This window comes from Idiomarina sp. UBA4206 (genome assembly GCF_002383015.1).
GTDB classification, from domain to species: Bacteria; Pseudomonadota; Gammaproteobacteria; order Enterobacterales; family Alteromonadaceae; genus Idiomarina; species Idiomarina abyssalis.
The window spans coordinates 356-9046 of the sequence record NZ_DFTS01000009.1 but is presented as its reverse complement, the minus strand read 5'-3'; the positions used below and the strand labels follow the sequence as shown (position 1 = coordinate 9046).

9 protein-coding genes are annotated in these 8691 nt (G+C 47.0%); 4 read left to right on the top strand and 5 right to left on the bottom strand.

Features of this window, described 5'->3' with window-relative positions; all coding sequences use genetic code 11:
* From B3180_RS01440 to B3180_RS01425, 4 genes are all read right to left on the bottom strand, one after another.
* Positions 1 to 929 (bottom strand): M24 family metallopeptidase (locus tag B3180_RS01440; protein ID WP_286842522.1); only part of this gene is annotated, 929 nt, incomplete at its 3' end.
* Positions 930 to 985: 56 nt separating this feature from the next.
* Entirely contained in the window at positions 986 to 1360 is a 375-nt protein-coding gene (locus B3180_RS01435) for a GreA/GreB family elongation factor (RefSeq protein WP_271331962.1), read from the bottom strand.
* A gap of 219 nt (positions 1361 to 1579) precedes the next feature.
* Positions 1580 to 1984, bottom strand: coding sequence for a GreA/GreB family elongation factor (locus B3180_RS01430; protein WP_271331960.1), 405 nt, complete (start codon positions 1982 to 1984; stop codon positions 1580 to 1582).
* A gap of 180 nt (positions 1985 to 2164) precedes the next feature.
* Complete coding sequence (locus tag B3180_RS01425) at positions 2165 to 3754, bottom strand: amidohydrolase family protein (RefSeq protein ID WP_271331959.1); 1590 nt, start codon at positions 3752 to 3754, stop codon at positions 2165 to 2167.
* Positions 3755 to 3984: 230 nt separating this feature from the next.
* Between B3180_RS01425 and B3180_RS01420 the strand changes: the two genes are divergently transcribed.
* Genes B3180_RS01420 through B3180_RS01410 form a run of 3 tightly spaced genes read left to right on the top strand, consistent with a single transcriptional unit; the run spans position 3985 to position 5977 of the window.
* On the top strand, positions 3985 to 4635 hold the full coding sequence (locus B3180_RS01420) for a DUF1707 SHOCT-like domain-containing protein (RefSeq protein WP_271331958.1): 651 nt from the start codon (positions 3985 to 3987) through the stop codon (positions 4633 to 4635).
* Between the two features lie 49 nt (positions 4636 to 4684).
* The gene (locus B3180_RS01415) at positions 4685 to 5302 is read left to right on the top strand and encodes a glutathione S-transferase family protein (protein WP_278358179.1); all 618 of its coding nucleotides are present in this window, start codon (positions 4685 to 4687) and stop codon (positions 5300 to 5302) included.
* 9 nt (positions 5303 to 5311) lie between these two features.
* Complete coding sequence (locus tag B3180_RS01410) at positions 5312 to 5977, top strand: glutathione S-transferase family protein (RefSeq protein WP_278358180.1); 666 nt, start codon at positions 5312 to 5314, stop codon at positions 5975 to 5977.
* On the opposite strand, the gene B3180_RS01405 is transcribed toward B3180_RS01410, so the two are convergent.
* Positions 5974 to 7566 carry an ABC-F family ATPase gene (locus tag B3180_RS01405; protein WP_224798349.1) on the bottom strand — a complete coding sequence of 531 codons (1593 nt, stop codon included), beginning with the start codon at positions 7564 to 7566 and terminating at the stop codon, positions 5974 to 5976. The two genes, B3180_RS01410 and B3180_RS01405, sit on opposite strands and share 4 nt — an antisense overlap.
* A gap of 99 nt (positions 7567 to 7665) precedes the next feature.
* On the opposite strand from B3180_RS01405, the gene B3180_RS01400 reads away from it, so the two are divergent.
* The gene (locus B3180_RS01400) at positions 7666 to 8553 is read left to right on the top strand and encodes a mechanosensitive ion channel family protein (RefSeq protein ID WP_286842509.1); all 888 of its coding nucleotides are present in this window, start codon (positions 7666 to 7668) and stop codon (positions 8551 to 8553) included.
* The last annotated feature ends 138 nt before the right edge of the window (positions 8554 to 8691 follow it).

Sequence of the window (8691 nt, the reverse complement as noted above, 5' to 3'; positions counted from 1 at the left end):
CGCACGGCGTCATCCACAGACTCACAAGTCTTACCCAGTACAGCGGCATCAAAGGCGGCTTGTTGCAAATCTCGTTCGTACTGCCAAAATTTCTGCTGCTCTTCAGTTGCAGTGCCAAAAGCATAAGTACGGGTAATATCAGAATGATAGCCGTGCAACTTGCAGCCGGTATCTATCAGCACCCAGTCGTCTTTTTCTAAGTGCTGTTCGTAATTAACGCCATGTGGGTAGCTGGTGCCCTTGCCAAATAACACAATACAGAAAAACGAACCGGACGCTCCCACCTTACGATGTGCTTTATCAATAAAAGCTCTGACTTCCGACGCTGTGATGCCTTCGTGAAGCATAGCACCGGTGGCTCTGTGCACAGCCATGGTCATATCCATTGCGGTCTGAATTAACACCAGTTCTGCAGGGGATTTATGCATTCGGCAGGTAGCGGTAATGGCTTTTGCGTCGCACATTGTTTCGGCGGGTTTACGCTCCTCCAGCTTTGCCACCACGCTGTAGGGTGTGGATTCATCTAATGCCAGCTTATAACCATCAGAAAAATGCTCAGTTAAGAACGCCAACAACCGTTCGTAGGGTGATTCGTGCTCGTCCCACAAAACCGTATCCATGGGCAGTATCATTGCCTGAGTTAAGGAGCCGACTTCAAACGCCGGCGCTATCAGGGTGACATCCCCTTCAACCGGGAGAACAGCGCCAACCAGGCGCTCACTGGGGTACCACTTTAAACCAGTAAAATATTCTAAGTTGGTTCCTGCGTTTAAGTACATAGCGCTAATGCCTTGCTCCTGCATCAGTGCCTGCGCTCTGGCAACGCGCTGTTGGTATTCTTCCAACGCAATAGGCTGAACACCTGCGGTCATATTTTCCAAAGCGCTGAGAGCCTCTTCAGCCCGCGCAACTCCCACACCATGCGTCATAAAACACTCCTTTTAATAATTCAGCCACCATGGCTGGGTTGAACCTGACGTGAACGTCAGGCTACATGAATAATCTCAACTGACTGTAGACCGCGGTTGGTTTTCCATTGAATAGACTGCCCTACGGAAAGACCAATAAGCGCTGCTCCCAAAGGAGCAAAAACCGATAAGCTGTCTTCATATTTATCCACCTGATCAGGCGCAGTCAAAGTTTTTGTAAAAACTTTCCCCGTTTCTAAAACCTTAAAGGTCACTTGCCGATTCAGACAAGCAACGTCGGCGGGCATGACATTCGGCTCAACAATTTTAGCACGGGCCAGCTCAACCTCTAACTCATCCAAAAACTCCCGGGGTAAACTGGTCTCATCTAAATGATGTTCAATTACGGCCATATCGACACACGAAATAACAATGTTAGGTCTAGTATTCATAATTCTCTCTCATAAAAAAGGGCTCCGGAGAGCCCTTTAAGTTTACTCTTCAAGTTTCTTTTTCTTCTTTTCTTTTCGTTTTTCTTTCAACGTTAACTGCGGTTTTTTCTTCTGCTTTTCTTTACTCATTGGATTCACCTTATCTGTTCAAATGTTTAAGTTAATCGACACATTGCACAACTAAGTTACTCCAAGGCACTACCCTCCTTTGAATTCTGGCTAAGCATCAACAGATGCGAGTCGATTCTGATTTACCGTTAGAACCGCCCACTTTATTGATATACCTTTAACAATGACTGTTGCTATATCGCCTACGCGAAGACCAAGCAACGTCGATCCTAAGGGGGAAATAAAAGACACCAGGTAGTTATCAGTATCCGCTAACTCTGGCGGAACCAACCTAACCCTTACCTGTTCCATTGTTTTTAGATTACGCAGGACAACCGAAGCTCCAACTCGAATGCGTTTTTCAATTAAGGCTTCTTTTGATTCACTGAACTCAAGTCTATTCAACAAAATACTGAGCTCTACGGGGTCTATCAGCATTTGCTGCCCCGCTTCCTGAAAAATTGGGTTTGACGGACAAACCGAGGTTTTACAGAACCTGAATGCACGCTTAAGCACGGCTTTATCTCCAACCGAACTGAACATAAATTATTTAAAGGGAATAACAGACAGACTGGCCGGACGCTTAAGGCGCGTCCGGCTTAATTTGGAAAGGTGAGAGCGGTACTCTGTATTGAATAGTTAGACTTAAACATGATGTCCTCTTAACAACTGAATCCATCATAGCCCGTTAGAAATTTAAAGCAAGCCGGCGATATTCTCTAGCCGAGCAACGTAATTCGAACTAAACACATTTTCCGCACGTTTAATATAAGCCTCTAAATCAACATACCTCAGTGCATTTTTAAAATAGAACCTATCGGCAAAAGGCTGCATTTTCTGCTTTTCAAAAATGTCCTTTATTTGCCCAAAATAGGCTTCAATGTCGTTAACCATAGACACCATATGCCAGTCGCTACCGTACATTATTTTATCAGCCAGCTTAAAAGGTTTGTCTGCGGTCGCTTCACGCGTTAGCTCAATTTCAAGCCGCCGGGCCAGGCTTGCCTGTGCTTTCTTACTGCCGACAATTTCATGTAAGTACGACAAGTCGCAATAAACATGCGGGTAACGCCGACACAGCTCGACAACCTTACGGGCGTAGTTGTTCGGATCACTCCACTCTTCTTCTGTCTCTGCCAGCCAACCTTTAACCCAGCGCCCGTTCACTTTTCGCTTTCCGCCACCGGCATGGCCAAAGCAGAGCCTCATTGTTTTCCTTTGCTCTGTTTTTGTCAGCGCCTGCTCCCAGTAATCCGGGTCTGAATTTAACCCTGACCCTTTATAAGCCTGAAAGCCTTCCGGCGTGCAGTGAGTGAAAACCGGAATGGAATACTCCACACAAAAATCCAGAAAATAATCAACAACCCGTTCAACAGGAGGTTCGTTGCCTGCCGGCTTGTAACCCATGGGAGGGTAAAACTTAAACCCCGCCTTGCCATGTTCCAATGAGGTTTCTATAGCGTCACGAAGCGCGCGATCAGATGCAGACCGAGAAACAAATCGCAAAGGGTCAAAGGCAGAGAACCCCAGCACTATGCCTTCTGAATAATTCTCCAACGCAGTCATGCGCTCTAACTGCTGATCATAAAACTCGTATTTAGGGTCATCGTCAAACGGATGAGCCATATCCATCATGTAATGAAAAAGCACATAATTTTCCGCAAAGTTGCCGTAATAGCCTTTTAACCGTTTAAGTATCCCTACTTCACTGCGCAGCATATTTAAAACAAAATCTATTTTGTCCGCGGCGTTCTCTAAAAACTCCAGTGACTTGCGCAACATACGCTCTATCATTTTGTGAATGCCGGAAAACCAGCCCGATATTTTATCCTGAGGGTGAGTTTCTGCTTTGAAGGTTAATTTTGTTTCTATGTAATCTAACTCCAACTCCCGGGCCGATTCGCTGTCACCGCAATACTGATGTATTTCTCTCAGAACCGAGTACAACTCACTATTAATGAATTTCTCCTGGTAGGCTTTCGCTAACTCCGGATTGCTACTGCCCTCTTCACTTAATTCTCCCGGTAAGTAATGCTCTATTTCAACACAAACCAGATGGGCAAATTCGTTGCAGATTTTTTCTGTGGCACCTTTTTGAGTGGTGACTGAAAATGACGCCAGCCGCTCTTGTAATGTAGAGCTGGCGGTCAGTGAATACGCCAGTTTGCTAATTAACTTTGCCGGTAACTTCCAAATACCCCAGCTCTCGAGAATTCCCTGCAAAGGCACATAACGGGCATTAAAGAGGTGGGTATGGGCATCAACAACAAAAGGGAGTTTATTCATGGTCGTATCCATTTGAAATAGCCTGATTTTCCTGAGTTTTAGTTAAGTTAATAACTCGCAGAAGGTCAACTGCTCTCGTGTAAATTGGTCGTTCTTCCCAATATTTGGTCACAAGCACAAATCTCGGTTTTCGGTGAAATTATAAACATCTGATTATTAAAGAAATTATTTCTGGCCTAAGAATTGCTTTGTTGTCCATAATAAGAAGATAAGAACAACAAGGAACCATCATGAGTGTAAAGTTTGAAGATCGCCCAATAGAAAAAGTTCGGGAAGAAACCATCGACCAACTGGTCATGAATTACAGCCACGGTGAGCTCTCAGCGCAAGCCTTTGAACGCCGGCTTGATCAAGCCATGGACGCGACGGCACATAGCCAGCTGGCGGAACTGGTAGAAGACCTGGAGCTGAAGCCCGATACCTCATACGACAGCATGAAAGAACAGCAATTCTCGCCACATTACGGTGAAGGCCGGGTCCTGCCAACAGAAAACGTGGTCTCCATACTGTCCTCTAATGAGCGTTGTGGTGTATGGACGGTTCCACGCGAAATCACCATCTATTCCCTGTTAGGCTCAGTAGAGCTGGACTTTACCGATGCCGTATTCCAACACCCGGACGTTACTATAAAAATTATAGGCGGCCTTTCAAGTCTTGAAATTTTTGTGCCTGAAGAAATCACCATTAGCACCAACGTCTTTAGCATTCTTGGGTCCACAGAGAATAAAGCCCCGTCTATGGGCAACTTAAAACAGGCACCACATATACGTATTGAGGGCTTCCAGGTACTTGGTTCTGTTGAGGTAAAAGTGAAGCGCACCATAAAAGAGAAGTTTGTTGCCTTTGCAAATAGCTTAAAAGGCACCTTTCAATCTCGTTAGCGTCGGAGTAAATTGGAGCTAACACTCAATTTAACGGAGAGTTAGCTCCATGAAGCTTTATGAGATGGCTAAAGCACCCAATCCTCGGCGGGTGCGGATGTTTCTTGCGGAGAAAGGGCTGCTGGACAAGGTCGAATGCGTTGAACTCGACCTGGCCAAAGGCGAGAACTTAACGCCGGAATTTGAACGCAAAAACCCAATGAAAAAAGTGCCGGTACTGGAACTCGACAACGGCACCTGCATTGGCGAAACCATGGCCATTTGCCGCTACTTTGAAGCCGCCTTCCCGGAATCTGAAGTCTTACTAGGCAATACCGCCGAAGAGCAGGCCATTATCGAACAATGGACACGCTGGATAGACTTCTATTTATTCACCCCAATTGGTATGTGTTTTCAACATACAACCGATTATTTCAAACACAAAATAACGCCCATTAAAGAGTGGGGTGAGGCGAATCACGCCGCAGCCCTGACCTTCTTCGACTTTCTGGAAAAACACTTAGCGGATCACCAGTTTATTGCGCTGGAACGTTTTACCATTGCTGACATTAACGCTTTTTGCACGGTGGATTTCGCCAAGGTGATTCAGCTGCGTGTGGATGAGCGCTGGCCTAATCTAAAAGCCTGGTATGAGCGTATAAAAGAGCGTGACTCATCAAAGGTTTAAGGGATACATATGATTGAACTCTACACGGCTGCCACACCCAACGGTTACAAAGCCACGGTCACATTAGAAGAAATGGGGCTGGACTATAATCTCCATCATGTTCAGTTGCAGGACGACGAGCAAAAGCGTCCCGACTTTCTGAAAATGAACCCTAACGGGCGCATTCCGGTAATTGTCGATAAAGACAACAACGACTTCGCGGTATTTGAATCCGGTGCCATTATGTTGTACCTGGCGGAAACCTACGACAAACTGAACCCCAAAGACCCAAAAGAACGCTCACGTATGATCCAATGGCTGATGTTTCAAATGGGTGGCATTGGCCCCATGATGGGACAAGCTAATGTCTTCTATCGGTACTTTCCGGAGAAGCTGCCGTCAGCCATTGAACGTTATCAAAACGAAAGCCGCCGGCTGTTCGAGGTGCTGAATAAGCGTTTAGGAGAGTCTGAATACTTAGCCGGTGAAAACTTCTCGTTAGCGGATATTGCCAACTGGTGCTGGGTGCGTACCCACGACTGGTCCGGTGTCAGTCTTGACGGCCTGGAAAACCTGAAGCGATGGATGAACACCATTAGTGAGCGTCCTGCCTGCCAACGCGGTGTCACGAAACCGGAGCGGATGGGCGATCCTGACGAACTGGTCAAGAGCGCCCAGAAAATGGTGCAGCGTTAAGCGGCAGCCAGCTGCGCCAGGTACTCATCGTAACTGCCGGCAAAGTCACGTAAGCCTTTGTCGGTTATTTCGATAATACGCGTAGCCAAAGTCGACACGAACTCGCGGTCATGGCTGACAAACAACAAGGTACCTTCAAACTGCTCCAGTGCCAAGTTTAACGACTCTATCGATTCCATATCCAAATGGTTCGTCGGTTCGTCCATCACCAGAATGTTCGGGCGCTGCAAAATCAGTTTCCCGAAAATCATCCGGCCTTTTTCACCACCGGATAAAATCGATACCGGCTTCTGAATATCGTCTGAAGAAAACAGCATACGACCCAGCACACCACGAATAGCCTGTTCGTCATCGCCTGGCTTCTTCCACTGATACATCCATTCGTAAACGGTCATTTCCTGCTTAAACCAATGAGCGTGATCCTGCGCGTAGTAGCCTATCGCCGCATTTTCAGACCACTTGATGCTGCCTGAATCCGGCGTGTACTCGCCCATCAAACATTTCAGCAAAGTCGTTTTACCAATACCGTTGGCACCGATAATAGCGACTTTCTCACCCACTTCTATCGATGTGCTCAAGCCTTTTAAAACGGCCTCGTCATCAAAGCTCTTACGTACGTTTTCGGTTTCAAGCGCCAGCCGGTAAAGTTTCTTCTCTTGCGTGAAACGAATATACGGATTCACCCGGCTGGATGCTTTAACCTCATCCAACTGAATCTTTTCCATTTGTCGCTGACGCGAGGTCGCCTGCTTGGCTTTTGACGCATTCGCCGAGAAACGGCTGACAAAGCTCTGCAGCTCCGCAATTTTCTCTTTCTTCTTGGCGTTATCGCTCATCAGCTGTTCGCGCGCCTGAGTAGCGGCAAACATGTATTCGTCATAGTTACCCGGGTACACGCGCAACTCGCCGTAATCGATATCGGCCATGTGTGTACAAACCGTGTTCAGAAAGTGACGGTCGTGCGAAATAATGATCATGGTGCTTTGCTTTTCCGCCAGCACCTCTTCCAGCCAGCGAATGGTGTTAATGTCCAGGTTGTTGGTCGGCTCGTCCAGCAGCATAATATCCGGCTCAGAGAACAGCACCTGCGCCAGTAACACCCGAATTTTCACACCCGGTGCCAGTGCCGACATCAAACCAAAGTGCTGCTCTACCGGTATACCTAAGCCCAACAGCAATTCGCCAGCACGAGATTCAGCTGTGTAACCGTCCATTTCAGCGAATTCGGTTTCCAAATCGGCTACACGCATACCGTCTTCTTCACTCATTTCGCCACTGCTATAAATACGGTCACGCTCTTCTTTTACCGCCCACAGCTCTTCGTGCCCCATAATAACGGCGTCAACCACGCTGTACTCTTCGTACGCAAACTGGTCCTGGCGCAACTTACCAATGCGGGTATTCGGCTCCAGCGAGACGTTGCCGGAGGAAGGCTCCTGCTCACCACTTAAAATGCGCATAAAGGTCGACTTACCACAGCCATTAGCACCAATAAGGCCATAACGGTTGCCATTGCCGAATTTAACAGAAATATTTTCAAAAAGAGGCTTCGCACCAAATTGCATGGTGATATTTGCAGCAGAAATCACGTATTCAACATCCAGGACTATAGGGTAAAAATTGAGCGCGCAATGTACGTGTTTTTCGCGTAAATTACAAAGAAAGATTCACTAATGGGTAAATAGACTATGCAAATGTCCTGGAATGATTTCTCCACGAATTTAAGTAAAATTTGGAACACCGAGCTTTGGAAGACCGGCGACGCACAGATATACCTCAGTCAGGTAATTATTGCCATTACACTGATTATTGTTGGCGTTATTGTTATACGCTGGGTTGGCTCCAGCCTGGTAAAACGAGCTCTTAAATCGGGTCATGCCTCTCAGAACACCATTTATGCCTTTCGAAAGCTGTTCTCTTTCCTGGCTTACGTGCTCATTGTCTTAATAGCCCTGCCCGTTGCAGGCATCCCCATTACCATATTTGCTGTGTTAGGTGGTGCGTTAGCCATTGGTGTGGGTTTTGGTGCGCAGAACCTGTTAAACAATCTAATTTCCGGAATGATATTGGTTGCAGAGCGCCCTATTCGCATTGGCGACATTGTTGAGCTCGAGAATGAACGGGGCAAAATTGAAGAAATTGGCAACCGCTGTGTTCGCATCAAACGCTTCGACGGCGTGCATGTACTGGTTCCAAACAGTTATTTCCTTGAGCAGCGGGTAGTGAACTGGACACTGGTTTCAACGGAAATACGCAGCACAGTCACCGTTGGGGTTGCCTATGGCTCGCCTATCGACAAAGTTCGCGAACTCATGCTGGAAGCTGCCAGCCAACACGAAAAAATTGTTCAACGCCTGCCTTTTGAAGTCTTTTTCGATGACTTTGGTGACAACAGCTTAACCTTCAATTTACTGTTCTGGACAGAAGTTGAAGCCCCTATGGACATTCGTCGAGTACAGTCCGACATACGCTTTAAAATCGATAAGATATTCGCCGAGAATGACATCACCATCGCTTTCCCGCAGCGCGATGTGCATTTAGATACGTTGAAACCACTAGAGATAAAGATGACCTAATGATGCTGGTGATAGAGGGCGCGGCCGACGGTTGCAGTGGACTATTGAGGAGGTGTGCAGCGCGAGCTGCAAGAGGCATCAAACTCGTGGGCTTTCTGCTGTAGGAGTGTCGAAGGCCATGGATGGCCTTCGTCAAGC

What these genes read in the sequence shown, in the direction of transcription:
- B3180_RS01435 (WP_271331962.1), bottom strand. Translation starts at nt 1,360, where the DNA reads ATGAATACTAGACCTAACATTGTTATTTCGTGTGTCGATATGGCCGTA.
- B3180_RS01400 (WP_286842509.1), top strand. Translation starts at nt 7,666, where the DNA reads ATGCAAATGTCCTGGAATGATTTCTCCACGAATTTAAGTAAAATTTGG.
- B3180_RS01425 (WP_271331959.1), bottom strand. Translation starts at nt 3,754, where the DNA reads ATGAATAAACTCCCTTTTGTTGTTGATGCCCATACCCACCTCTTTAAT.
- B3180_RS01415 (WP_278358179.1), top strand. Translation starts at nt 4,685, where the DNA reads ATGAAGCTTTATGAGATGGCTAAAGCACCCAATCCTCGGCGGGTGCGG.
- B3180_RS01410 (WP_278358180.1), top strand. Translation starts at nt 5,312, where the DNA reads ATGATTGAACTCTACACGGCTGCCACACCCAACGGTTACAAAGCCACG.
- B3180_RS01420 (WP_271331958.1), top strand. Translation starts at nt 3,985, where the DNA reads ATGAGTGTAAAGTTTGAAGATCGCCCAATAGAAAAAGTTCGGGAAGAA.